Raw genomic sequence first — 23,173 nt, forward strand, 5'->3', positions numbered from 1 at the left:
AGATCCCCTCCCTCTGGCTCAGGGACGGACTGGAGCCAGAGGGACGAACCGGCTTCGGGCTTCACGTCAGCACCTGAGGGCAGGCGCTGGTTGCTCCCGAGGAGGGCGGGTCAGGCCTCGGGCGCGCCGGCCTCGGAGAGGTCGAACGTGGTCGCACGGGCCACTGGCTCCCATGTGTCGATCTCGGCGCCGACCTGGGCGAGGTGGCCGCGGATGGCGTCGACCGCGTCGCCGCCGAGCGGGAGTCGCAGGGGCGTACTGTCCGCGTCCAGGGCAGCGAGGATCGCGGCGGCGGCCCGCGCGGGGTCGCCGGGCTGCTGGCCGTCGCCGGACTCGACCATCCGGCGCGTGGAGCCGACGGTGGCTTCGTACGCGGGGAGTGGGTTGCTGAAGTGTGCTGCGCCCTTCCCGAACAGGTTGGTGCGGAACGCGCCGGGCTCGACGATGAGGACGTCGAGCCCGAACCCGCGGACCTCGTCGGCGAGGGCCTCGGCGAAGCCCTCGACGGCGAACTTGGTCGCGGAGTAGGCGGAGAAGCCGGCGAACGACATCTGGCCGCCCATGCTGGAGAGCATCACGATCGCGCCGCTGCCGCGTTCGCGCATGTGGGGGAGCACCGCTCGAGTCAGCGCAGCGGGAGCGAAGAAGTGCAGCTCGAACAGGTCGCGGAGCTCGGCATCGGTCGTCTCCTCCACGGCACCGATCTGCGTACGTCCGGCGTTGTTGACCAGTACGTCGATCCGCCCGAAGCGGCTCAGCACCTGCTCGACCGAGCTCGTGACCGCGGCGGGATCGGTGACGTCGAGCGCGATGGGTGCGAGCCGGTCGGGGTGCGTCGCGACCAGGTCGTCGAGCGCTTCCGGACGCCGAGCGGCGGCTACGACGACGTCGCCGGCGTCGACGGCAGCCTCGGTCAGGGCGCGGCCGAATCCGCTGGTGGCGCCGGTGATCAGCCAGACTCGGGTCTGACGAGCGGTGTTCATCCTTTGGTTCCTCCTCGGTGGGTGGTTCCACGGTCGCGGTCGGCGGGCGCCGTGTCCAAGACCTGTTGTGATAACCAAGTGGCATGGATGTCCATCTGCGGGCGCTGCGCTACTTCGTGGCCGTCGCCGAGCAGCTCCACTTCGGTCGCGCGGCGGAGTCTCTCTACGTCAGCCAACCGGCGCTGTCCAAGCAGATCAGGTCACTGGAGTCGCAGCTGCGGGTGCGGCTCTTCGACCGCGACCCGCGTACGGTCCGGCTCACCGCGGCCGGCACGGCGCTGCTCCCGGTCGCTCGTGAGCTGCTGGCGCAGTGGGCGCGGGGCGAGGCCGCGGTGGCGGCTGCCGCCGACGCCGCGGAGTCCACCCTCACCATCGGGATGAGCACGGGGCTGGGGCGTGACCTGCTCCCCGCCGTACGCGCTCGTCTTGCCGAGATCGCCCCGAGCGCCGGCCTCCGGCTCCGGCAGGTGAGCTGGAAGGACCCGGTGGCGGGTATCGGCGGCGAGACCGGTGAGGACGGGGTCGACGCCGCGTTCGTCTGGCTGCCGCTGCGCGCGGATCGGTTCGCGTGGATAATGGTGGCCACGGAGCCACGGATCGTGCTGATGCCGAGGTCGCACCCATGTGCGGGGGAGAGCCAGATCGCCTTCGACACCCTCCTCGAAGAGCCGTTCCTCGCCCTGCCCGCCGACGCGGGCGCGGCCCGCGACCACTGGCTCGCCGTCGAGGCCCGTGGCGGCCGCGCGCCGGTGATCGGTGCCGAGATCGCGTCCACCGACGAGACGCGTGAGGCTCTCCTCGCGGGCCTCGGTATCTGCCTGGTGGCTGCCGGGAACGTACCGCTGTTCCGTCACGACGACCTCGTTGCGATCCCGGTGACCGGAGTAGGCCGGCGGAGCTGGTGCTTGCCTGGCGTCGTGGGGACGACCGACCGCTGCTGGGAGCCCTCATCGCCGCGACGCGGGCGGCCTGTGGCTGAGGTGACGCCGCTCTGCGACCAGACCGAGCACCGCGGCGACCAGGGCGACGCCCATCGCGACGAGCTGGATCACCGTGCCGCCCGCCCGGGCGAAGCCCCCGGCCTCGAGGTTGTCGCCGACGTTCGGCGTGAGGACCGCGCCGACGAAGAGTGCGGCCGTCACCACGACCGGCGCGATGAGGACCCACCAGCGGCGTACGGCGAGGACGACCAGGGCGATCACCGCGAGGATGATCGCGCCGGGTGGGACGGTGGGGTACTCCGCCCCTCCGGATATCTGCAGCGGGATCGCTGCGGCTGCCACGAGCAGGCTGACGATGACGAGGTGACGGAAACTCATGGGGCCGAGTCTCGTCGGCCGCAGCGCCTCGTGAATCCGCCGCGAGGAGGCGCCGACGTACGCGGTTCGGCGTAGAGCGCCTCGGGGGCGTACCGAAGGCAAATCCCTGGCCCAGCAGGCCGACAAGGATTACGTTCGGTCCGTGCCCACAGTCGAAGCGCTCCTCGCCTTCACGCTCGCCTCGCTGATCCTGATCGCCATCCCCGGGCCGAGCGTGCTGTTCGTCATCGGTCGGTCGCTGTCCCTGGGACGCCGGGGCGGCCTGTGGAGCGTGCTCGGCAACGAGCTGGGCGGTCTGATCCCGATCACCGCCGTGGCGTTGGGCGTGGGCTCGCTCGTGGCCGAGTCCGTCGCGCTGTTCACGGTGGTCAAGGTCCTCGGGGCGGCCTACCTGGCCTGGCTGGGCCTGCAGGCGATCCGCCACCGGCGGGACGGACTGAGCGACGCCACCGCGATCGCCCCGCGTGAGGTGTCGTCCGCGACGGTGCTGAGACAGGGCTTCATCGTCGGCGCGACCAACCCCAAGACGATCGTGTTCTTCGTCGCCGCGCTGCCACAGTTCGTCGACTTCCACGCCGGCGCCGTGCCGCTGCAGATGATGGTGCTCGGGCTGGTCTTCACAGCGATCGCCTTCGCCTGCGACGCCGTGTGGGCGCTCGCCGCGGGCTCGGCGCGCGCCTGGTTCGAGCGCTCGCCGCGCCGTCTGGCCGCCGTCCGCGGCACCGGCGGCGGCATGATGATCGGGCTCGGCGGCACCCTGCTCCTCGCGGAGAACAAAGCCTGACGACGACGTCGCTGCTGCTCGTGATGGATGGTCGACCCGGGATGACCGGTCGCGGGATGAAATGCGAGAAACCCCAGGTCTCCCTGGGGTTTCTCTCTGTGCGCGAGGGGGGACTTGAACCCCCACCCACTAATACGTGGACTAGCACCTCAAGCTAGCGCGTCTGCCTATTCCGCCACCCGCGCGCAACAGGAAGAACATTATCAGGAGGGGGCTCTGGTGCCGAATCGGGGTGGCCCTACGGACTGCGCCCCAGGTCAGGCCGGGAGCAGCGCTCGCGCGGGGTGGTTGCTGGTGACCATCCAGACGCGCTTGTCGTACACGAAACGCCGCAGCCGGCCGGGGTTGTCGACGGTCCAGACGAGGACCTTGATGTTGCGGCGGTGGGCCCAGCGCAGCAGCCAGACGTCGGCGAGGCGCTGCTCGACGACCACCAGGTTGGAGCGGCAGCGGCGGATGCGGCCCTCGGGGAAGAACTCCGAGAGCTTGAGGTGGACGAGCTTGAGCGGGTGGTGGCGCCAGTCGACGCCACCGAGCGACAGGCCGACGAGGGTCGAGGGGGAGCGCAGGTCGGCCCAGTCGCGCAGGACGCGTACGGACTCGTCGACCATCGTGGTCACGATGAAGCTCTCCTTCATGACCTCGAGCGCGATCTCGGCCGCGTCGACCTCGTGGGGGAGACCCAGGTGGTTCGACGGGGAGGCGAACTTGAGGTCGATGTGGGCATGCTTCCCATGGGTGGCGAGCAGCTCGAGGGCCTCGCGGTATCGCACCAGGCGGAACGGCGCGAGCCGGGCCAGCGCCGCGTACGTCCTGTCCGCGATCCTCACCCGCCGGCCGATGCGGTCGCGGATGTGGGCGTCGTGGTGGAGGACGAACTCGCCGTCGCGGGTGCGGTGGACGTCGAACTCGACGTAGTCGACCTCCATCCGGACGGCCTCCAGAAGCGACTCCCAGGAGTTGTCGCGGTGCCCCGACTGGCGCGCGGCCGCGCGGTGAGCGGAGAGGAGGGCACGCTTCTGCATGCGCCCATGGAAACCCACGCATCCGACCACGACGAAATCCTTTGCCGTCGCATAGGTGGACGTCAGGCGGCTGTTTGTCATCACCGGTCGATACGGTGGCGGTATGACCAGCGCCGAGACCGAGGTCGTCGACCTCTGCCGTGACCTGATCCGCATCGACACCAGCAACTACGGCAACGACCCCGGACCGGGGGAGCGGAAGGCGGCCGAGTACGTCGCGGCGCAGCTCGACGAGGTCGGGATCTCCTCCGAGATCTACGAGTCCGAGCACGGCCGCGCCTCCGTCGTCGCGCAGTGGGGCGGCTCGACCGGTGACGGGCTCCTCCTGCACGGTCACCTCGACGTCGTCCCGGCCGCGGCCGAGGACTGGCAGGTCGACCCGTTCTCCGGTGAGATCGAAGACGGGTACGTCTGGGGCCGCGGAGCCGTCGACATGAAGGACTTCGACGCGATGCTGCTCGCGGTCGTCCGCGAGCGCCAGCGCACCGGCCGGATCCCTGAGCGCCCGATCACGCTCGCCTTCACCGCCGACGAGGAGGCCGGCGGGATGAAGGGTGCTCACGTGCTCGTCGAGGACCACCCCGACCTGCTCGCCCACTGCACCGAGGCGGTCGGTGAGGTCGGCGGCTTCTCGACGACCGTGAAGGGGCGGCGGCTCTACCTGATCGAGGCGGCTGAGAAGGGCATGGCCTGGATGAAGCTGACCGCCCGCGGCACCGCCGGGCACGGCTCGATGATCAACCGCGACAACCCGATCACCCGGCTCTCGGGCGCGATCGCCCGCATCGGCGCCCACGAGTGGCCGGTGCAGCTGACGCCGACCATGCAGACGCTGCTCGCCACGGTCGGTGAGATCGCGGGGGAGGAGCCGACCCCGGAGAACGCCGAGCGGCTCGTCGAGGAGTTCGGTCCGGCGGCCCGGATGATCGGAGCCACCCTGCGCAACGTCACCAACCCGACCATGACCAGCGCCGGCTACAAGGTCAACGTGATCCCCACCGAGGCCACCGCCCACGTCGACGGCCGCTTCCTTCCGGGCTTCGAGGACGACTTCTTCGAGACGCTGCAGAAGCTGTGCGGCGAGGGGATCGACATCGAGTTCGACCAGAACCAGATGCCGTGGGAGACCCCCTACGACGGCGCGCTGGTCGCCGCCATGGAGCGCTCGCTGATCGCCGAGGACCCCGACGCCCTCGTCGCGCCCTACCTGATGTCGGCCGGCACCGACGCCAAGCACTTCAAGCGGCTCGGGATGAGGACGTACGGCTTCGCGCCGCTGCGGCTCCCCGAGGAGCTCGACTTCACCGCGCTCTTCCACGGCGTGGACGAGCGGGTGCCGGTGGACGCGCTCCAGTTCGGGGCGCGCGTCATGGACCGCTTCTTGGATGAGGTCTGAGACGGCAAACTTTCTCGCCGAACGCCCCTCCTCCGAGCTCAGTTCCTGATAGGTCTGGGCGGCTGCGAGCAACCGCTCGCCACCCTACACATCAGGAGTGACGATGGATTCCCCACGTATTCATCGGAGGGCCTACGGACGGATCGCCGTCGCCGGTGTCACCACACTGGCTGCTGCCTCCGCTCTCGGGTTCACCGCGACCACCGCAACCGCGGCCGGGCCGGGCCTCGCCAACGCGCCGCGCCACGCCCAACCCAGCGACCCGCTCGTCACCGAGCATCACGACGCCGACCGGCGCCACGGGACCGCCAAGCCGACCGCCCGCCAGCGCTCGGCGGCGGCAGCAGCCCCCACAGACGTACGCTGGAACGCGCTCGGGACGCCTGCGTCGGTCGGGCCGGCGAAGGCCCTGGCCAGCGGCCTGAGCGGCAGTCCGACCGAGCGCGCGCGGGACTATCTGGCCGACAACGACGACCTCTTCGGGCTCTCCGCCGCCGAGGTCGAGTCGCTGGAGAAGGTGCTGGTCAAGCGCATCGGCGAGGGCACCGTGGTCACGCTGCGGCAGCGGTTCGGTGATCTGCCCGCAGGCCACGACGGCCTGGTCTCGGTGCTGCTCCACGACGACAAGGTCGTCCGGGTCACCTCCTCGCTCGCGCGAGACACCTCGGCGCCGGCCGCGGCGACGCTCTCGAAGAGCGAGGCCGTCGCCAAGGCGCTCGCCGACGTGAGCATGGCTGCGGGCGAGGCCGGCGAGCCGGCGGTCCGCGAGGTCGCGGTCCCGACCGTGGACGGGCCCCGCGCTGCGTACGAGGTCGTCTTCTCCTCGACCGAGGGTGCCGAGCCGGAGGCCTACACCTCCTTCGTCGACGCGCGCAGCGGTGAGGTGCTGATCCGCACCGACGACGTCGACCACGACTCCGACAACCCGACCTGGTCGGTCTTCCCGGCGACCCCGCCGGCCGACGGCCAGGACACCCGGGTGCAGTGGTGCGCCACGCCGATCGACGGTTGCGCGCGGGCCGTGAGCGAGGCCGCCGGCGGCAACCCCTGGGACCTCGACCTGCTCACCGGCGAGACCACCAACACCACGGCCGGGAACTCGGCCGACAACGTGATCCGCTGGACCGACGCGAGCAGCGACAAGCGTCCGGCGCCGGCGACCGACCGCAACTACCACTACGCGTTCACCGACCAGTGGGCGAAGTCGAAGTGCGACCCGGCGGTGTTCGAGAGCGAGCAGCGCAACGACGCTGACGCGGCGGTCAGCAACCTGTTCGCGATGCACAACCGGATGCACGACTTCTCCTACCACCTCGGCTTCACCGAGGACGCGTGGAACATGCAGCGGGTCAACCTGAGCGGTGCCACCGGCGCGGGCGACCCCGAGATCGGGCGCGCGCAGTCGGGCGCCATCTCCGGCAGCCGCAACAACGCCAACCAGGGCACCGGTCGCGACGGCGTCCCGCCGACGACCAACATGTATCTGTGGCAGCCGATCGCGGGCGGTGCGTACCCGCCGTGCGTCGACGGCGACTACGACATGACCGTCATCGGCCACGAGTACACCCACGCGATCACCAACCGGATGATCGCCGGGCCGGACGCTGGTGTCGGCGGTCCGCAGGGCGGAGCGATGGGTGAGTCGTGGGGCGACCTGATCGCCGGCGAGTATCTCTTCGAGTCCGGCTATCGCGCGCCGGGCGTCTCGCCGTGGGTGACCGGTGCGTACGTGACCGGCAACGAGGAGAACGGCATCCGGTCCTACGCCTTCGACAGGAGCCCGCTCAACTACTCCGACGTCGGCTACGACCTGGTCGGACCGCAGGTGCACGCCGACGGCGAGATCTGGTCGGCGACCCAGCTCCGGGTGCGCAAGGCCTTCGTCAAGCGTTACGGCGAGGGCTCGAAGGCGCTCAACGAGCAGTGCGCAGCCGGCGAGGTCGACGCCACCGAGTGCCCGGGTGGGCGCCGCTGGGTGCAGCTGATGTTCGACTCGTTCCTGCTGCAGGCGACCAGTCAGCCGAGCTTCGTCGACATGCGCGACAACATGCTGGCGGCCGACCTGGTCCGCTTCGGTGGCAGGAACCAGGACATCCTCTGGAACGCGTTCGCCGAGTCCGGCCTCGGACGGGATGCGACGTCGACCTCCGGCGCCGACACCGACCCGGTGCCGTCCTTCGCCTCCGCCTACGCCAAGAATGCGACCGTACGTCTCCGCCCGGTCGGCACCGTGACCGGCCCGGTCAAGCTCTACGTCGGTGACTACGAGGCCCGCTCGACGCCGGTCGCCGACACCGATCCGGCCACCGAGCTCGGCGACACCTTCTCGATCGTGCCCGGCACGTCGTTCCGCTTCGTCGCGGTCGGCGCGGGCGCGGGAGCCCACCGGTTCACCAAGGCGTTCCCGGCGGGGTCGAGCAGCGAGCTCAAGCTGAACATGCCGCGGAACCTGGCCGCCTCCGCGGCTGGCGCGAGCGCCAGGGGCGACGGGATCAACCTCGACAAGCTGATCGACGAGACCGAGGGCACCAACTGGGCCTCGCGTGACGGCGTCCGGGGCAAGCAGGTCACCGTGGACCTGGCCGGCACCGACCCGCAGACGGTCAAGCAGGTCAACGTCTCGGCGCTGCTGCGTCCGGCGATCACCGGCGATGTCGACGACGGCACCCAGAACCGGTTCAGTGCGCTGCGGTCCTTCGCCATCCTGACCTGCGACGACACCGTCTCGGACTGTGCGTCGGGGGAGGGGTTCCAGGAGGCCTACCGCAGCCCGGCGGACGCGTTCCCGGCCGGGAGGTTCCGGCCGACCTCGCCGAAGCTGAACATGCGGTCGTTCGCGATCCCGCCGACGAAGGCCACGCACGTACGCATCGAGGTGGTCGACAGCCAGTGCACCGGCAATCCGCTCTACGCCGGTGAGCAGGACAACGACCCCAACGCTGCGACCGACTGTGGCGAGAACAGCGCGTTCGCCGACTTCGTACGGATCTCGGAGCTGCAGGTGTTCAACGCGGTGCCGAACCTGACGCCGTAGCGAGACCGTCGGTGAGCCGGTCCTGACGCCGACGCGTCAGGACCGGCTCACGCCGTCAGGGTCATTTCTCCAGCAGCCCGACGAGCGTCTCGGCGCTGAGCGCGGAGACCTCGGCGTGCCCGGTGCGGTGCGCCCACCGGGCGACGGAGAGCGCGTCGCGCACCCGGAGCCGGTGCCAGGCCTCCGGCTCGCGCGGGTCGGACCCGTAGCCGTCGAGGAACGCCTTCTCGAAGGCGTCGTTGCGGGTGAAGTCGTGCGAGGACAGCCGGCCGAGGTCGTAGAGCGCGGGACGGAAGCCGAACCGGCCGGTGTCGACCACGCGCAGCGTGCCGCCGTCGAGCACCCAGCTCGACGGCTGCCAGTCACCGTGGCTCGGCCGCAGGACCGTGACCGGAGCCTCCCAGCCGTCGAGGTCCTCGCGGAGCCGCTCGGTGAGTTCGGCGTCCAGCCCGGCGTCGTCGAGCCACCCCGCGGCGCGTTCGTTGAGCTCGGCCTCGTAGTCCTCGTCCTCCACGCTCGCCTGGCCGTGGAAGGTCGCCAGCAGCTCGCCGGCCTGGCGGTAGATCTCGGGGTCGTGGACGGCGGCCGAGGTGGTCGCCGGCTCGCCGTCGAGATGGGTCATCACGATGATCCGGGCATTGCGGTCGGCCTCGACGAGCGACGGCGCGCGTCCGGCCTCGCTCCACGGGGCCAGCCAGCTGCGGAAGGCGGCGAGCTCGCGGTCGATGTGGCGTACGCCTTCTGTCGTGGTCTTCACCAGGAAGCGGTCCTCGCCGGAGGCGAGCACGAGCGCGGTGGTTCCGGCGCGATGCAGCTCGCTCCGGTCGGAGACCAGCTCGGCTCCGGGGAGCCACTGGTCGAGAAGGTCGCGCTGGGTGGGGGTCAGGGTGTCGAGTGCCGAGGTCACGGGCGGATCCTGCCAGCGCGGTCAAGGCTCCGGTGCCGTGTCGCAGGCTCATGTCCGTGTTGTTGGCGCCTTGTGGGCGCCGCTTGGCTCAGATCGGCAGGACGACCTCGGCGTTGAAGGTCTCGACCACGGGCTCACCGGCGATGTTCGGCCCGATGCTGGTCAGGGTCGCGTTGCCGATCGGGCCGATCCGCATCCAGGTCGCGGGCGGGGCATTGAGCACCTGACGGACGAACCAGGCGATCACGACCGCGTGCGTGACCAGCACGATCTCCTGGTCGTGGTGGTCGAACCAGAGCTTGTGCCAGGCGTCGGTGAGCTCGGCTCCGTTGATGTCCTGCTCGGCCTCGGGTACGTCCTCGAACCACTCCCAGCGATGGGTCGGATAGTCGCCACGCCGCTCCGGCGACGGCACCGGGGTCCGGTCGGCGAGCAGGTCGGAGACCGCCGCGCCGGCGCCGAGGTTCTCGGTGAGGATGTGCGCGGTCTCGGACGTACGCCGGCTCGGACCGTGCAGCACCTGACGGACCGGGCGGAACGCCAGCCGGTTGGCGAGGGCCTGGACCTGGTTGCGGCCGTGCTCGGAGAGGCCGGGATCGGCCGCGTCCTCGCCGGCGGCTTCGCCGTGACGTACGAGATGAATCACGCCAAGGACCTTAATGTCTCTCGGCGAGAGGGGCGCGGAGACGCGCTCAGACGGTCAGCCGCTGCCGGATGATCTTGCGGCGCAGCGTCACCCGGCGGGTGCCGTCGGCGGTGATCCGCACCCGGTCGAGCTCCCAGCCGCCGTGCTCGGCGCGCTCGACCAGGAGCTTGGCCACGATGTTGCGGGAGAACTCGCGCGAGAAGGTCACCTTGTCGTACTCCCACATCACTCCCGGGCGGGGTGGGCGGCGTTCGGCTCGGGCCATGCACGTCTCCTTCTCTCGACTGCCTGGAGAACCAGTGTGCCCAACCAGGTGTTCCCGCGCGTCGATTTACGCGGCCCGGTCGAGCGCGCAGCGTCGCTGGACGAGCCAGGCGATCGACATCAGGACCGCAGGTACGACGGTGAACCCGACCAGCACCGCATCGACCGCGCCCGCGGTCTGCGGCACGCTCTCGCCGTCCACCGCCGCCGCGAACCCGCCGACCGCCAGGACGGCGGAGTAGACGTAGGGCCCGACCGCGGTGCCGACCGCCTCGGTGGCGGTCCACACCCCGGTGTAGGCACCCGCCCGGGACTCGCGACGCCGCTCCGCGGCGGCCACGGCATCGGGCACCATCGAGAAGGCCAGCAGCTGCAGGCCGGCGAAGGACGTACCGAGCAGGACGACGACCACGACGGTCAGCGCGGTGGGGATCCGGTCGCCCACGACCAGGGTAACGGTGCCGAGGACGAACAGCGCCTGGGCCAGCAGCAGGCCCCGCTGCTTGCCGATCCGCCGGGAGAGCCGCAGCCACAGCGGCGAGGTGACCATCGCCGGGCCCAGGAAGGCCCCCATCAGGACGGCGGTCAGGCCGGACCGGCCGAGCACGTGCTCGGCGTAGAACGGGACCGCGGCCAGCACCAGATGGGTGGTCGCGCCGGTGAACAGATAGGAGATCACCAGCAGCCGGAAGTCGCGGTCTGCCCACGCCAACCGCAGGTCAGCGAGGACGGACTGGGAGTGCGCCGCAGGCTCGCGGAACCCGCAGGTGGCGTTGAGCCGGCGTACGCCGCGAAGCGCGACCAGGGCCGTGGCCGCCATCACGACGGCGAAGACCAGCGCCATCCGGGTGTAGCTGTCCCGCTGCTCGTCGGCGACCAGGATCGGAGCCACGACGCCCGCGGCGAGCAGGCCGACGGTGAGCAGCACCATCCGCACCATGAAGACACGGGTGCGCTCGTGGTAGCCGACATGCAGGTCCGAGGACGTGGTCAGGTAGGGGACCTGGAAGGCCGCGAAGCAGAGGTTCCCGATGATGTAGAAGCCAGCGACCCACAGGGCCGCCGGAGTGCCGTGCAGGCCGCCGGGGACGGTGAACATCGCGACCATGGCGAGCCCGAGCAGCAGGCCCCAGCGCATCATGCCGCGACGGTGGCCGCGGCCCCGGGCCTCCCGGTCCGAGAGTGTCCCGAAGACCGGGTGGATGACCGCGTCGATGACCTTCGGCACCAGCAGCGCCAGCCCCGCGACGAGCGGCGTGACGCCGAGTGTGTTCGTCAGGAAGTAGAGCAGGAGCAGTCCGGGGACGGTCACCCACGCGCCCATCCCGAGCGAGCCGGTGGCGTACTGGACCAGCGGCAGGTTGCCCGCTCTCGCCGTCTCCTGCTCGGTCGTGGTCACGCGCCGGCCCCGGCGTGGCGCTCGACCGCCGGAGCGGCGAGCTCGGCCGTGCCGAACGCGCCGGACCGGATCCGGGCGGCGAAGGTGCGGGCCACGATGCGGTCGGTGAGCGCGGGCAGGTGGCGGGCGAGGAAGAGCTCCACCGCTCCCCGACGGGTGGTCGGCAGGTCGCGCCGGGTCCGCCGGGACAAGGCTGCGCGGAGCACCGTGTCGACGACGCCTTCGAGCGGCTCGTAGGAGCTCATCCCCTCCAGCGAGAGACCCGCCGCCGCGGTGGAGTCGTGGATCGGGCTGCGCACGGCCGAGGGGTAGACGCAGGTGACGCCGACGTGCGTGCCGAGCTCGAGGCGCAGCGCGTCGGCATAGGCGACCATGGCGCGCTTGGAGGCGCCGTACGCCGCGGCGAAGGGCAGCTGCATGACGGCCATCCGCGACGCCACCATCACCACCCGGCCGCGTGAGGCGACCAGGGCCGGTACGCATGCGGCACTGACCCGCCAGGTGCCGAGCAGGTTGATGTCGAGCTGGCGGCGTACCTCAGCCCCGGGGGCCAGCTCGGCGGGTGCCGGGCCGCCGACGCCGGCGTTGTTGATCAGCAGGTCGAGGCCGCCGAGGCGTCCCATCGCGGTCGCGACGGCGGCGGGGACCGCGTCGTCATCGGTGAGATCGCAGGCGATCACGGGCACAGGGTCGTCGTCACGGGGCGCCACGTCGAGCCCCACCACCCGCGCCCCGCGGCCGGTCAGCTCCCGGGCCAGGGCTCGGCCGAAGGTGCCAGAGGCACCCGTGATCAGGACACGGAGACCGGTGGCGTCGCGCAGGCTGCTCATGCGGTGACCTCATCGGTGGTTGCGGTGGATGTTGCGGGCCGCGGCTGCGGGGGGACCAGCCGCGACACGAATGGGGAAGCGCCGGCATCGAGGCGCTTTCGGCCGGTCTTCAGCTCGCGCGGGACCGAGGCGACGTACGCGTCGAAGTCGATGCGCATCGCCGGCCGCTTCTCGCCCCAGCGGGCCCGGGCCTCGCGCAGCGCTCGGTCGGCGATGCGGCGCCGCTCGGCCTCTGCCGGGAGGGCGTACGTCCCGCTGAGATGTGCCGCGACGAGCTTGGCCTGGGCCTCGACGACCGGCAGCGCGGCACCGGTCGACTGCATCAGGCCGACGAAGGCCAGGCTCGGGTCGTCGAGATGGAAGACGCGGTGGTGCAGCTGCATCTTCTCCGGGTCCGGGCCCAGCCAGCGCTCGGAGAGGAAGGGGATGGTCACCCGGTAGCCGGTCGCCCACACGATCGTGTCGACCTTGTCCGTGCGGCCGTCGGCGAAGACGACGTGGTCGCCGGCGAGGCGCTCGATCCCGGTGCGGGCGACGACCTCGCCGTGGGTGAGGCGGTGCAGGATCGTGTCGCTGATCGTCGGATGGTTCTGGAACAACCCGCCCGCCGGCGCCGGCAGGCCATAGTCCTCGGGTCGGCCCACCGCGAGGCGCAGCATCGTCTCCGCCAGCCGCTGACGCATCCGCCAGGGGAGACCCGCGATGGCGCCGCCGGTGGCGTCGGCGGGGCGGCCGAACAGGTACTTCGGGACGATGTGGACGCCGTGACGGGCCGAGAGCAGCACCGGTGAAGCGGCGACGTAGGAGGCGTCGACCGCGATGTCCATCGCCGAGTTGCCCATCCCGACGACGAGCACGCGACGGTCGCGGAAGACGTCCGGGTCGCGGTAGTCGTGGGCGTGCATCTGCACGCCGGAGAACCTGCCCGGGTAGCCCGGCGAGGGCCAGCGCGGGTCCCAGTTGTGCCCGTTGGCGACGACCACCGCGTCGTACCGGTCCGTCGTGCCGTCCTCGCAGGTCACCGTCCAGGTGCCGCGGTGCGGGCCGGATTCCTCGCGATCGACGGCGACGACGGTGGCGCCGAAGCGGATCCGCTCGGTGACCCCGAAGGTGTCGGCGTAGTCGGCGAGATAGACGGCCACCAGCTCCGCCGACGGGTAGTCCACCCAGCTCGTCGACATCGGGTGGTCGGTGAACTCGGTGCGGCTCTTGCTGGTGTTGAGGTGGAGCGAGTCGTAGGCGGCAGAGAGGCCGCTGCGGTTGTGCTGGTTCCACAGCCCGCCCGGGCGGTCACCCTTCTCGTACGTCACGACCTCGGCCCCGACGTCGAGCAGCGCTTTCGTCGTGGCCAGGCCGGCTGCGCCGGCGCCGATGACGGCGACGCGGGCGGACTCCCTCATGCGTGCGTTCTCCTGGTCGGACCTGGCGGCGAGACGCCTCGTGTGGTGGTCGCCACAACCCTAGGGTGTGATGACGCGGAGATCCCTGGCCCTGGTCATCGATCTGAGGACCTGGATTGTGGTGGGCCACAATCCAGGCGATGATCGGCGCATGACGACCAGACAGCGCGACTGGGAGGCGGTCGTCGACCTCATCGAACGGGTGCTGGCCGACGACGACCTGCTCCCCGCCGTCGTCGCCGCGGTCCGCAGCCACGTCGAGGAGTCGGCCACCCTGCCGGTCTCGGACATCACCGGCCACACCCGGGTGCTCCTCACCGCGGCCGGGCGCGCGGTGGCCGGTCGGCGAGCGCCCACCGAGGCGGAGCTGATCGTCGTCGAGCAGCTCGCCGTCAACCGGTCGCGCCAGGGCATCCCGATCGACGTGGTGCTCGGGTCGGTGCGGATCTCGGAGCGCGCCATCTGGGCCCGCACCCGGGAGCTGGCCGAGGAGGCCGGGATCGCCGCCGACAGCCTGCTGGACGCCCGGGAGCTGTACGACGACTGGGCCGACGCCGTGCGCACCCGGCTGATCCGAGCGCACCGGGAGGCGCCTCGAACCCGAGATGTCTGGGACCGCGACGCGGAGGCGGTGCGGCGGCTCCTCGAGGGCGGCTCCGCGGCCGCGCTCACCGCCGCCGAGCGGGGCTTCGCCGCCGGTGCCGGGCTCTGGGTGCTGGTCACCCGATCCGGCGACACCGCGTCCGCGGCCGCGGTCCAGCGGCTGGCCGACGGCAACGGACCCGGCCTCGCCGCGACCGTTGGCGACGCCGTGGTCGCGGTCGTGCCCGGTCCGCCGGTGCTCCGTCCGGGCGGGACCAGCCCGGTCGTCGGGATCGCCGGACCGGTCGCCGCGGAGGAGCTCGGCGTCGCGCACCGGCTCGCGGTGGCCGTCGTCCCGGCCGCCGACGCGACCGGCCTGTCCGGCGCGGTGCACATCGGTGACGTCGCGCCGATCGCCGCGCTGATCTCCCGACCGGACCTCGCCGAGGCCCTCACCCTGCGGCATCGGGAGGCGCGCCGCGAGCTCGGGTCCGCGGCCGAGGCGGTGGCCCGGACCGTACGCGCCTGGCTCGAGGCGGACCGCGACACCGCCGCGGTGGCCCGCGCCCTCTACGTCCACGAGAACACCGTCCGCAACCGGGTGCAGCGGTTCGCGACGGTGACCGGGATCGACCCGCACCGTACGTTCGGCGCCGTGTCGGCGTGGTGGTTGTGCCACGCCTGGACGGCCGACTCCTGAGCGGTCAGACCGCGGAGACGTCGTCCAGCGCGAGCGCGATCTCGGGCGGCAGAGTGAGCTCGGCGACCTCGAGGGCCTCCTTGAGCTGGGCGGCCGTACGCGCCCCCATGATCGGCGCGGTGACGCCCGGACGGTCGCGGACCCAGGCCAGCGAGACCTGCAGCGGCGTCCACTCCAGGCCCTCGGCGGCCTTGGCGACCGCGGTGACGATGCCGCGCGAGCGTTCGTCGTCGTAGGCGTCCACCCGAGCCGAGAAGGTCGGGTCGGCGCCGCGGGAGTTCGAGGGGATGCCGGTGCGGTACTTCCCGGTGAGCACGCCACCGGCCAGCGGCGACCAGGCCAGCAGACCCATGCCCATCGCCTCGGCGGCCGGGAGCACCTCGTACTCGACGTCGCGGGCGAGCAGGGAATACTCCACCTGCGTCGAGGCCAGGGTCGCCCGCCCCGGGACGGACCGCTGCCAGGTCGCCGCCTGGGCGGTCTGCCACCCGGTGTAGTTGGAGACGCCGACGTAGGAGGCCCGCCCGCTGCTCAGCGCCATGTCGAGCGCGGAGAGGGTCTCCTCGATCGGCACCTCGGGGGACCAGACGTGCACCTGCCACAGGTCGACGTGGTCGACACCGAGCCGCTTCAGCGAGGCATCGAGCCCGGTGAGCAGCCCGCCGCGGGAGGTGTCGACGCCGCGGTTGCCGCCGCGCCAGGTGATCCCGCCCTTGGTCGCCAGCACGATGTCCTCGCGGGCGACGACCCCCTCGGCGAGGAGCGAGCCGAGCAGCTTCTCGGAGGCCCCGTCGCCGTAGCCGGCAGCGGTGTCGACGAGCGTGCCGCCGGCCTCGGTGAAGCCGGCCAGCTGCTCACGGGCCTCGTGCTCATCGGTCACGCTGCCCCAGGTCATGGTGCCCAGGGCGAGAGACGAGACTCGCAGCCCAGTGGCTCCGAGGAGTCGGCTCTGCATGGGGACAATCTATCCGGGCCCGCCGCGAGGCCTCGGCCGGACACGCTGGCAGTGACGGCGGACACTCCGCCGGGGAGGCAGCGGTCGGGGGCTGCGTACGTGCCCTTTAGAGTTTGCGCCCGTGGATTATCTGCAGGCGATCGCACTGGGCATCCTTCAGGCACTCACCGAGTTCCTGCCCATCTCATCCAGCGCGCACCTGCGCATCTTCCCCGAGCTGCTCGGCTGGGGAGACCCCGGCGCGGCGTTCACGGCCGTGATCCAGATCGGCACCGAGCTGGCCGTGGTCTTCTACATGTGGCGCAACATCCGCGACATCATCGTGACCTGGTTCCGGAGCCTCTTCAACGCCGAGCTGCGCAGCCACACCGACGCCCGGATGGGCTGGTTCATCATCGTCGGCTCGATCCCGATCGGGGTGGCCGGGGTCGTGCTGAAGGACATCATCGAGCACGACCTGCGCAGCCTGTACGTCGTCGGCACCATGCTCGTCGTCATGGGCATCGTCCTCGGCCTCGCCGACCGGATCGGGGCCAACCGGAGGCGGTTCGACGACCTGTCCTGGCGCGACGCGATCCTGATGGGCTGTGCCCAGGCCTGTGCGCTGATCCCCGGCGTCTCGCGCTCGGGAGCGACGATCTCGATGGGCCGCGCGCTCGGCTACGAGCGGGCCACCGTGACCCGCTACGCGTTCCTCCTCGCGCTGCCGGCGGTCTTCGGGGCGGGCCTGTTCGAGATGGGCGAGATCGCCCACGGCGCCAACCTCTACGGCTGGGGCCCGACCATCGTCGCCACGATCGTCTCGTTCGTGCTCGGCTACGCCGTGATCGCGTGGCTGCTGAAGTACCTCTCCCACAACACCTACACCCCGTTCGTGATCTACCGGGTCGTCCTCGGTCTCGCGGTCCTGGTGCTCCTCGGCGTGGGTGTGCTCACCGAGTGGTGATCGTGACAAACTCAGGCATGTGTCTGAGTCTGGCAAGAAGCCTGCCGTAACTCCCGCTGCGATCGAGGAAGCCGCCGCGCGCACGATCGCCACGCGCACGGCGGTCGAACGGTCGGTCAGACTCTCGGAGAGGTACGCCGCGGAGGTCCTGCTCAAGCGCGAGGACCTGCAGCTAGGGCGGTCCTACAAGGTCCGCGGCGCCTACAACCTGATGAGCTCGCTGACGCCCGAGGAGCTCGAGCGCGGTGTCGTGTGTGCCTCTGCCGGCAACCATGCCCAGGGCGTGGCGATCTCGTGCGCCCGGCTGGGCGTGCCCGGGCAGATCGTGGTGCCGACCAACACGCCCAAGCAGAAGCGCGACCGGATCACCGCGCTCGGCGGGGCCCACGTCACCCTGACGCTGCACGGCTCGACCTACGACGAGGCCTCCGCCTACGCCTACGAGCTCGGGCGCGGTCTCGGCGCCACCTACGTCTCCGCCTTCGACGACCCGCGCACGATCGCGGGGCAGGGCACCGTCGGCTACGAGCTGACCTCTCAGGTCTCCTCGCCGCTGGATGTCCTGCTGCTGCCCGTCGGTGGTGGCGGGCTCGCCTCGGGCGTCGCGACCTGGGTACGCGAGGTCTGGCCGCAGACCCGGATCATCGGCGTCGAGCCCGAAGGCGCCGCCTCGATGGCCGCCGCGATCGAGGCCGGCGGGCCGGTGCGCCTGGACACGCTCGACACGTTCGTGGACGGCGCCGCGGTGGCGACCGCGGGGAAGGTGACGTACCCGATCGTCAAGGAGTACGTCGACGACCTCGTCTCCGTGCCGGTCGGCGCGATCTGCGTGGAGATGCTCGAGCTCTACCAGACCGAGGGGATCATCGCCGAGCCCGCCGGCGCGCTCGCGGTGGCCGCCCTGGGGCAGATCGACCTGCGCGGCGCCACCCGCGTCGGCGCCGTCCTCTCCGGCGGCAACAACGACGTCTCCCGCTACGCCGACGTGCTCGAGCGGGCGCTGATCCACCAAGGCCTGCGCCACTACTTCCTGGTCTCGTTCCCACAGGCCCCCGGCGCGCTGCGCGGGTTCCTCGACGACGTGCTCGCCGACGGTGAGGACATCGTGGTCTTCGAGTACGTCAAGAAGTCCAACCGCGAGCACGGCCCCGCGCTGATCGGCATCGATCTCGACTCCGCCGACGGGCTCGACGGGCTGTTGGAGCGGATGGGCGCCAGCGACCTGGTCATCGAGCGGATCGAGCCCGACTCGCCGCTGTTCACCTTCCTGCACTGATGTCCGCCGACAGCGATGAGCACCCCTGACCGCCACGTTGCGTGGCTCGAGGCGAAGGCGAAGAAGTACGCCGAGGACGCAGAGGTCTTCACGAGCGCGAGAAGTCGTGACCTTCAGGTCGGCGGGCTCACGGCGGAACAGTGGGCCACCGTCTATCGAGCCGTTGCCTACGAGCTGCGCGAGTGCGCCCGTGAGGCCGCGGAGCAACGACCGCGCAGGTGGTGGCGCAGAGGCTGACGACGCGGTCAGAACCAGCCGGACTTGCGGAAGAAGACCCACATCCCGACGATCACGCTCCCCATCAGCAGGAGCGCGAACGGGTAGCCGAACCTCCAGTCGAGCTCGGGCATGTAGGTGAAGTTCATCCCGTAGATCCCGGCGATGAGGGTCGGCACCACGATCATCGCCGCACCCGCGGAGATCTTGCGCATGTCGTCGTTCTGCTGCAGCGAGAGCTGGGCGAGATGGGCCTCGAAGGCCGAGGAGAGCAGGGTCTCGAGGTTCTCGATCGACTCCACGATGGAGGAGAGGTGGTCGAGGACGTCGCGGAAGTAGGGACGCAGGTCGGGGTCGATCCCACCCTCGCCGTTGGCGAAGCGGCGCACTGGCTCGCGCAGCGGCATCACGGCCCGGCGTACCTCGGCGAGCTCGCGACGCAGCCGGTAGATGCGGGCGGAGTCGTGGGTGCGCTCGTCGGAGAAGACGGAGGTCTCGACCTCGTCGACGTCCTTGGTGAGCTCGCTGGCGACGTCGACGTAGCCGTCGACGATGTAGTCGACGACCGCGTGGACCGCAGAGTAGGGACCTTCGGTGAGAAGCTGCTCGTCGTTGGCCTCGAGCAGCTCGCGGGCGGGGGCGAGCCGGGAGCCGCGGCCGTGGCGGACCGTGATCACGTAGTCGGACCCGATGAAGAAGGCGACCTCGCCGGTCTCGACGGCGTCCTCGGCATCGACGTACCAGAGCGTCTTGACGACGAGGAACATCCCGCCCTCGTAGCGCTCCAGCTTCGGCCGCTGGTGGGCGGTGAGCGCGTCCTCGACGGCGAGCGGGTGCAGGTCGAAGGCCTGGGCGACCTCGTCGAGCTCGTACTGGCTGGGCTGGTAGAGACCGAGCCAGACGAAGTCGCCCTCGTCCTGCACGCCGCTGCGCAGCTTCGCGTAGTCGTGGGGCGCGCAGTCGGTCCTGTCGCGCTCACCGGCGCGATACAAGGCGCTGTCGACGATCACGTTGTCAGGTTAGGGCATGCGGCCCGGCACTGAGAGCATGCTTCGGCGGGATCGGTAGGGTCGCCAACCGTGGCGACGATGATCCTGGTGAGACACGGCCGTACGACGGCGAACGCATCCGGCACCCTGGCCGGACGACTTCCCGGGGTGCGGCTGGACGAGCGCGGCCTGGAGCAGGCCGCGAAGGCCGCCGAGCGGATCGCGCCGGTCCCGCTGGCCCTTGCGGTCACCAGCCCGATGGAGCGCTGTCAGCAGACGCTGTCGGTGATCCTGGAGGGACGCGCCGAGCTGCCGGCCGTCGTCGTCGAGGACGGCGTGTCCGAGTGCGACTACGGCGAGTGGCAGGGCGAGAAGATCTCCACGCTGGCGCGCCGCAAGCTGTGGAAGACGGTGCAGACCCAGCCCTCCGCGGTCACCTTCCCCGGCGGCGAGTCGATGGCCGCGATGCAGGCTCGGGGCGTCGAGGCCGTACGCCGCCACGACGCCGCCGTCACCGCGGCGCACGGCGACGCGGCGGTCTGGCTGTGCGTGAGCCACGGCGACCTGATCAAGTCGATCCTGGCCGACGCGCTCGGCATGCACCTGGACCTCTTCCAGCGGCTGCACGTCGACCCGGCCTCGATCTCCGTGGTCCGCTACGGCGAGGGGCGTCCGTCGGTCCTGGCCACGAACACGCACGCGGGGGACCTGTCCTGGCTCGCTCCGAAGGCCCCGCCCAAGAGGGGACGCAAGTCGTCGCGCCGCCGCAACGAGGACGCCGTCGTGGGTGGTGGCTCGGGTCCGGGCGACGGTTTGACTGGCAATGAACTGGGTGGTGCTGGATAAGGTTTGAGCATGCCTGTGATGCACGCCTTCGACCCGCCCGAACGATTCGTCGTCGGCACCGTCGGCGAGCCCGGAGCGCGTACGTTCTTCCTCCAGGCACGTGAGGGAGCGCGGGTCGTCTCCGTGGCTCTGGAGAAGCAGCAGGTCACCGTGCTCGCCGAGCGGCTCGACGAGCTCCTCGACGAGGTGATGAAGTCGGCGCCGGCCGTGGTGCCGGCGGTTGCTCCCTTCGAGCTCGACGACAACGGTCCGCTGGAGCAGCCGATCGAGGAGGAGTTCCGCGCCGGCACGATGACGCTGGCCTGGGACCCGGACGAGGACAAGGTCGTCCTCGAGGTCTTCCCGATCAACGAGACCGAGATCATCGCCGAGGTCGACGAGACCGGCGCGCTCGTCGACGAGGACGCCGTGGCCGCGATCGAGCTCGACGAGCCGGAGCCCGACGAGGTGCTCCTGGTGCGGATCGCCCCGCGCAACGCCCGTGCCTTCGTCAAGCGTGCCGAGGCAGTGCTGGGCGCCGGGCGTCCGAACTGCCCGTTCTGCGGCAACCCGATCGACCCCGACGGCCACCTGTGCGTCCGGGCGAACGGGTTCAAGCGGCGCGACCCGGTCTGATCCTGTGGACCCGGCCCCGGAGATCGAGCACGGTGCGTCGCGATGCGACGGCGCCATGGAGCTCGTCGGGCGACTGACGACGGCTTCCAACGCGACGTTCCTGGCCACGCTCGGCGAGACCGAGGTGGTCTACAAGCCGATCGCGGGGGAGCGGCCGCTGTGGGACTTCCCCGACGGCAACCTCGCCCACCGCGAGGTCGCCTCCTACCTGGTCTCCGAGGCGCTGGGCTGGTCGGTCGTCCCGAAGACCTGGCTCGGGGACGGACCGCACGGCCCCGGCATGATCCAGCGCTGGGTCCATGCCGACGAGAGCGTCGAGCCGGTCACGATCGTGCCCGAGGGAGAGATCCCCTCCGGCTACCTGAGGGTCTCCGACGGCTTCGACGAGCACGACCGGGTCGTCTCCCTGGTGCACGAGGACACGCCCGAGCTGCGCCGGATGGCGGTCTTCGACGCGATCACCAACAACGCCGACCGCAAGGGCGGTCACGTCCTGCCGGTCGCCGGTGGCCGCCGCTACGGCTGCGACCACGGGCTGACCTTCCACGACGAGCCGAAACTCCGCACGGTGCTGTGGGGATGGCAGGGGCTGGGCTTCTCCGAGGAGGAGATCTCCGGTATCCGGACGGTCCACGCGGGGCTGTCGGGCCCGCTGGGGCGGGCGCTGGCTGCGTACCTCTCGGGTGGGGAGGTCGAGGCGCTCGGTCTCCGCTGCGAGCGGCTGCTCTCCGAGGGTGCCTTCCCGCGGCCGGGATACGACCGCCATGTCATCCCGTGGCCGCCTTTCTGAGACAGCTGAGGTCTGCCAAGTAGGCTGCACCCATGCGCGCATGGTCTGCACCCGATGTCCCAGAACTGTCCGTCAAAGGGCCCGAGGTGCAGCTCTATGACCATCAGCGGGACGCGGTGGTCCCGACGCAGGGTCAGGGCCGCCGCTCGCTGTACGTCTGTGGCATCACCCCCTACGACGCGACCCACATGGGCCACGCCAACACCTACGTCGCCTTCGATCTGCTCCACCGGGCGTGGCTGAACGCCGGCTACGAGGTCGGCTACACCCAGAACGTCACCGACGTCGACGACCCGCTGCTCGAGCGTGCCGACAAGGTCGGGATCGAGTGGGAGGCGCTCGCCGAGCGGGAGACCGAGCTGTTCCGGCAGGACATGGAGGCGTTGCGGGTCGTCCCGCCGCAGCACTACATCGGCGCCGTCGAGTCGATCCCGCTGGTGCTCTCGCTGATCGGCGAGCTCGAGGAGGCCGGCGCCATCTACAAGGTCGACGACGACGTCTACGCCTCGGTCGCCGTCGACGACGCCTTCGGTGACGAGTCGCGGATGTCTCGCGAGGAGATGCTCGCGCTCTTCGGCGAGCGCGGCGGCGACCCCGAGCGGGCCGGCAAGAAGGACCCGCTCGACCCGCTCCTGTGGCGCGCCAAGCGTCCCGGCGAGCCGTCTTGGCCCTCGCCGTACGGTCCGGGCCGTCCCGGCTGGCACATCGAGTGCACCGCCATCGCGCTCGAGCACCTCGGGGCCGGGTTCACCGTCCAGGCCGGCGGCTCCGACCTGGTCTTCCCGCACCACGAGATGTCCGGCTCCCACGCCCGCTCCGCGGGCAAGGAGTTCGCCGAGATCTACACCCACGGCGGGATGGTGGCTTACGACGGCCACAAGATGTCCAAGTCGCGCGGCAACCTGGTCTTCGTCTCCGCCCTGCGCAACTCCGAGATCGACCCGATGGCTATCCGGCTGGTGCTCCTGGGCCACCACTACCGCGACGACTGGGAGTGGACCGACGCCAAGCTCTTCGACGCCGTCGACCAGATCGCCGAGTGGCGCAAGGCCGTCGCCCTCGGCCGCGGCGCCCCCGCGGCGCCGGTGGTCGAGACGGTGCTGGGCGCCCTGGCCGACGACCTGGACGCCCCGCGCGCCGTCGAGGCCGTCGACGCCTGGGTCGCCGCCACCCTCGGTAAGGACGGTCTCGCCGAGACCTCCGACGCTCTCGCCGGCGAGACCATCGCCGAGCTCGTCGACGCGGCGCTGGGCATCAAGCTCTAGCCGAGA

Annotated in this window: 22 protein-coding genes and 1 tRNA gene; 12 read left to right on the forward strand and 11 right to left on the reverse strand. The window is 71.0% G+C overall.

Annotated elements, in window-relative coordinates; all coding sequences use genetic code 11:
• Positions 1 to 110 precede the first annotated feature (110 nt).
• Positions 111 to 983, reverse strand: a complete 873-nt coding sequence (locus tag G5C66_RS17410; RefSeq protein ID WP_165112230.1) for an oxidoreductase — start codon at positions 981 to 983, stop codon at positions 111 to 113.
• An 83-nt stretch (positions 984 to 1,066) separates the two neighbouring features.
• On the opposite strand from G5C66_RS17410, the gene G5C66_RS17415 reads away from it, so the two are divergent.
• Both G5C66_RS17415 and G5C66_RS17425 read left to right on the forward strand, forming a co-directional pair.
• Positions 1,067 to 2,377 carry a LysR family transcriptional regulator gene (locus G5C66_RS17415; protein ID WP_206444236.1) on the forward strand — a complete coding sequence of 437 codons (1,311 nt, stop codon included), beginning with the start codon at positions 1,067 to 1,069 and terminating at the stop codon, positions 2,375 to 2,377.
• A 67-nt stretch (positions 2,378 to 2,444) separates the two neighbouring features.
• On the forward strand, positions 2,445 to 3,086 hold the full coding sequence (locus G5C66_RS17425) for a LysE family transporter (RefSeq protein ID WP_165112232.1): 642 nt from the start codon (positions 2,445 to 2,447) through the stop codon (positions 3,084 to 3,086).
• Between the two features lie 99 nt (positions 3,087 to 3,185).
• Here G5C66_RS17425 and G5C66_RS17430 read toward each other — a convergent pair.
• Positions 3,186 to 3,271 (reverse strand) — tRNA-Leu (locus tag G5C66_RS17430).
• A 72-nt stretch (positions 3,272 to 3,343) separates the two neighbouring features.
• Entirely contained in the window at positions 3,344 to 4,111 is a 768-nt protein-coding gene (locus G5C66_RS17435) for a glycerophosphodiester phosphodiesterase (RefSeq protein ID WP_165112233.1), read from the reverse strand.
• Positions 4,112 to 4,214: 103 nt separating this feature from the next.
• Here G5C66_RS17435 and G5C66_RS17440 point away from each other — a divergent pair, with 103 nt between their 5' ends.
• Together G5C66_RS17440 and G5C66_RS17445 are read left to right on the forward strand one after the other, a co-directional pair.
• Positions 4,215 to 5,507, forward strand: coding sequence for a M20/M25/M40 family metallo-hydrolase (locus G5C66_RS17440; RefSeq protein ID WP_165112234.1), 1,293 nt, complete (start codon positions 4,215 to 4,217; stop codon positions 5,505 to 5,507).
• Positions 5,508 to 5,610: 103 nt separating this feature from the next.
• Positions 5,611 to 8,541 (forward strand): M36 family metallopeptidase, encoded by a 2,931-nt coding sequence (locus G5C66_RS17445; RefSeq protein WP_165112235.1) that lies wholly within the window; start codon positions 5,611 to 5,613, stop codon positions 8,539 to 8,541.
• Between the two features lie 61 nt (positions 8,542 to 8,602).
• Here G5C66_RS17445 and G5C66_RS17450 read toward each other — a convergent pair whose 3' ends face one another.
• From G5C66_RS17450 to G5C66_RS17475, 6 genes are all read right to left on the reverse strand, one after another.
• Positions 8,603 to 9,448, reverse strand: coding sequence for a phosphotransferase family protein (locus G5C66_RS17450; RefSeq protein WP_165112236.1), 846 nt, complete (start codon positions 9,446 to 9,448; stop codon positions 8,603 to 8,605).
• 88 nt (positions 9,449 to 9,536) lie between these two features.
• Positions 9,537 to 10,094 carry a histidine phosphatase family protein gene (locus G5C66_RS17455; protein ID WP_165112237.1) on the reverse strand — a complete coding sequence of 186 codons (558 nt, stop codon included), beginning with the start codon at positions 10,092 to 10,094 and terminating at the stop codon, positions 9,537 to 9,539.
• 46 nt (positions 10,095 to 10,140) lie between these two features.
• Positions 10,141 to 10,359, reverse strand: a complete 219-nt coding sequence (locus G5C66_RS17460) for a DUF5703 family protein (protein ID WP_165112238.1) — start codon at positions 10,357 to 10,359, stop codon at positions 10,141 to 10,143.
• 66 nt (positions 10,360 to 10,425) lie between these two features.
• On the reverse strand, positions 10,426 to 11,757 hold the full coding sequence (locus G5C66_RS17465) for an MFS transporter (RefSeq protein ID WP_206444237.1): 1,332 nt from the start codon (positions 11,755 to 11,757) through the stop codon (positions 10,426 to 10,428).
• Entirely contained in the window at positions 11,754 to 12,587 is an 834-nt protein-coding gene (locus tag G5C66_RS17470) for an SDR family NAD(P)-dependent oxidoreductase (protein WP_165112239.1), read from the reverse strand. The genes G5C66_RS17465 and G5C66_RS17470 overlap by 4 nt, the downstream gene beginning before the upstream one ends.
• A complete protein-coding gene (locus tag G5C66_RS17475) occupies positions 12,584 to 13,987 on the reverse strand; it encodes a flavin-containing monooxygenase (RefSeq protein WP_165112240.1) in 1,404 nt (467 codons plus the stop codon). The genes G5C66_RS17470 and G5C66_RS17475 overlap by 4 nt, the downstream gene beginning before the upstream one ends.
• A 151-nt stretch (positions 13,988 to 14,138) precedes the next feature.
• On the opposite strand from G5C66_RS17475, the gene G5C66_RS17480 reads away from it, so the two are divergent.
• The gene (locus G5C66_RS17480; protein ID WP_165112241.1) at positions 14,139 to 15,269 is read left to right on the forward strand and encodes a PucR family transcriptional regulator; all 1,131 of its coding nucleotides are present in this window, start codon (positions 14,139 to 14,141) and stop codon (positions 15,267 to 15,269) included.
• Between the two features lie 4 nt (positions 15,270 to 15,273).
• Here the strand turns inward: G5C66_RS17480 and G5C66_RS17485 are convergent, their stop codons facing one another.
• Positions 15,274 to 16,224: an aldo/keto reductase gene (locus G5C66_RS17485; protein ID WP_165112242.1), complete on the reverse strand. Its 951-nt coding sequence runs from the start codon at positions 16,222 to 16,224 to the stop codon at positions 15,274 to 15,276.
• A 121-nt stretch (positions 16,225 to 16,345) separates the two neighbouring features.
• Between G5C66_RS17485 and G5C66_RS17490 the strand changes: the two genes are divergently transcribed.
• The 3 genes from G5C66_RS17490 to G5C66_RS17500 are packed head-to-tail and all read left to right on the forward strand — an operon-like array spanning position 16,346 to position 18,683.
• Positions 16,346 to 17,170: an undecaprenyl-diphosphate phosphatase gene (locus G5C66_RS17490; protein ID WP_165112243.1), complete on the forward strand. Its 825-nt coding sequence runs from the start codon at positions 16,346 to 16,348 to the stop codon at positions 17,168 to 17,170.
• Positions 17,171 to 17,189: 19 nt separating this feature from the next.
• Positions 17,190 to 18,446 (forward strand): threonine ammonia-lyase IlvA, encoded by a 1,257-nt coding sequence (gene ilvA / locus G5C66_RS17495; protein ID WP_165112244.1) that lies wholly within the window; start codon positions 17,190 to 17,192, stop codon positions 18,444 to 18,446.
• A gap of 15 nt (positions 18,447 to 18,461) precedes the next feature.
• A complete protein-coding gene (locus G5C66_RS17500; RefSeq protein ID WP_165112245.1) occupies positions 18,462 to 18,683 on the forward strand; it encodes a hypothetical protein in 222 nt (73 codons plus the stop codon).
• Between the two features lie 8 nt (positions 18,684 to 18,691).
• Here G5C66_RS17500 and corA read toward each other — a convergent pair whose 3' ends face one another.
• On the reverse strand, positions 18,692 to 19,672 hold the full coding sequence (gene corA / locus G5C66_RS17505) for a magnesium/cobalt transporter CorA (protein WP_165112246.1): 981 nt from the start codon (positions 19,670 to 19,672) through the stop codon (positions 18,692 to 18,694).
• A gap of 78 nt (positions 19,673 to 19,750) precedes the next feature.
• On the opposite strand from corA, the gene G5C66_RS17510 reads away from it, so the two are divergent.
• From G5C66_RS17510 to mshC, 4 genes are read left to right on the forward strand one after another with little or no spacing between them, the layout of a single operon-like run.
• A complete protein-coding gene (locus G5C66_RS17510) occupies positions 19,751 to 20,497 on the forward strand; it encodes a histidine phosphatase family protein (protein ID WP_206444250.1) in 747 nt (248 codons plus the stop codon).
• A 9-nt stretch (positions 20,498 to 20,506) separates the two neighbouring features.
• The gene (locus G5C66_RS17515; protein WP_206444238.1) at positions 20,507 to 21,112 is read left to right on the forward strand and encodes a DUF3090 domain-containing protein; all 606 of its coding nucleotides are present in this window, start codon (positions 20,507 to 20,509) and stop codon (positions 21,110 to 21,112) included.
• A 4-nt stretch (positions 21,113 to 21,116) separates the two neighbouring features.
• Positions 21,117 to 21,902, forward strand: coding sequence for an SCO1664 family protein (locus G5C66_RS17520; protein ID WP_338144214.1), 786 nt, complete (start codon positions 21,117 to 21,119; stop codon positions 21,900 to 21,902).
• Positions 21,903 to 21,934: 32 nt separating this feature from the next.
• Entirely contained in the window at positions 21,935 to 23,167 is a 1,233-nt protein-coding gene (mshC, locus tag G5C66_RS17525) for a cysteine--1-D-myo-inosityl 2-amino-2-deoxy-alpha-D-glucopyranoside ligase (RefSeq protein WP_165112248.1), read from the forward strand.
• Positions 23,168 to 23,173: the final 6 nt, after the last annotated feature.

Origin of the sequence: Nocardioides turkmenicus (assembly GCF_011045035.1) — a bacterium.
GTDB lineage: Bacteria > Actinomycetota > Actinomycetes > Propionibacteriales > Nocardioidaceae > Nocardioides > Nocardioides turkmenicus.